At 68.8% G+C, this 1134-nt stretch carries 2 protein-coding genes; both read left to right on the top strand.

Going from position 1 to position 1134, the window contains the following annotated elements; genetic code table 11:
- Positions 1-423, top strand: a 423-nt coding sequence (locus AB0G02_RS37310; RefSeq protein ID WP_360804349.1) for a VOC family protein, incomplete at its 5' end; no start/stop codon positions are given.
- A gap of 77 nt (positions 424-500) precedes the next feature.
- Positions 501-1134, top strand: a 634-nt coding sequence (locus tag AB0G02_RS37305) for a glycosyltransferase family 2 protein (protein WP_360804346.1), incomplete at its 3' end; no start/stop codon positions are given.

Below are 1134 nucleotides of genomic sequence, written 5' to 3'. Positions count from 1 at the left end.
GAAGGACCCACCATCCTCCGCGGACCCACCACCACCACCGACTTCCCCCCCGACCTCGACGCCGCCACCACCTGGTACACCGACTTCTTCGGCACCCCGCCCTACTTCACCGTCCCCGGCGGCTACGTCGAATTCCGCATCGGCGACTACGAACACGAATTCGGCATCGTCAACAGCACCTACGCACCCCACGACACCCGCACCAGCCCCGCCGGAGCCATCACCTACTGGGCCGTCGACGACCTCCAGGCCACCCTCGACCGCCTCACCGAACTCGGCGCCACACCCCACGACCAACCCCGCGTCCGAGGCGAGGGCTACACCACCGCCAGCGTCGTCGACCCCTTCGGCAACGTCCTCGGCATCATGACCAACGCCCACTACCACCACATCCTCGACCGCACCCACAACCCCGAAGCCTGAGGGCTGTACCGATTCCGCGAACCCGATAAACTCCGCTCCTCCCAACGCCGGAACACCCCGCGCCACAAGGAGCCAGGATGCAGCCGCGGATCTCGGTCGTCATCCCCACCTACAACCGCGCCGAACAACTCCGCCGCACCCTCGACAGCCTCACCGACCAGACCCTCCCACCCGACGACTACGAAGTCGTCGTCGCGGACGACGGCTCCACCGACGACACCAGAGCCGTCGTCCACACCTACGAACACCGCCTCAACCTGCGCTACCACCACCAACCCGACCAAGGCCGCCACGTCGCCCACGCCCGCAACGCCGGCGCCCGCCTCGCCACCGCACCCGTCCTCGCCTTCCTCGACAGCGGCACCCTCGCCGGACCCGACTTCACCCGCGCCCACACCGCCGCCCACACCCACCACCCCGTCCTCAACCTCGGCTACACCCACGGCTACCGCCCCTGGGACCCCACACCCGGCCTCGCCGACGCCATCACCACCCTCACCCCGAACCAACTCCACGACCGCTTCAAGGACGACCCCGGCTTCCGCGACATCCGCCACGAACCACTCGCCGCCGTCGACTTCCAACCCGACCGCCTCGCCTTCCCCTGGCTCTACGCCTGGGGCATGAACCTCTCCCTGCGCGCCACCGACTTCCACGCCGTCGGCGGCTTCGACGAACGCTTCGTCACCTGGGGCACCGAAGACATCGAAC

The sequence above is a fragment of the Actinosynnema sp. NPDC023658 genome (genome assembly GCF_040639995.1).
Classification (GTDB): Bacteria; Actinomycetota; Actinomycetes; order Mycobacteriales; family Pseudonocardiaceae; genus Actinosynnema.
This window is presented reverse-complemented; position numbering and strand designations above follow the sequence as displayed.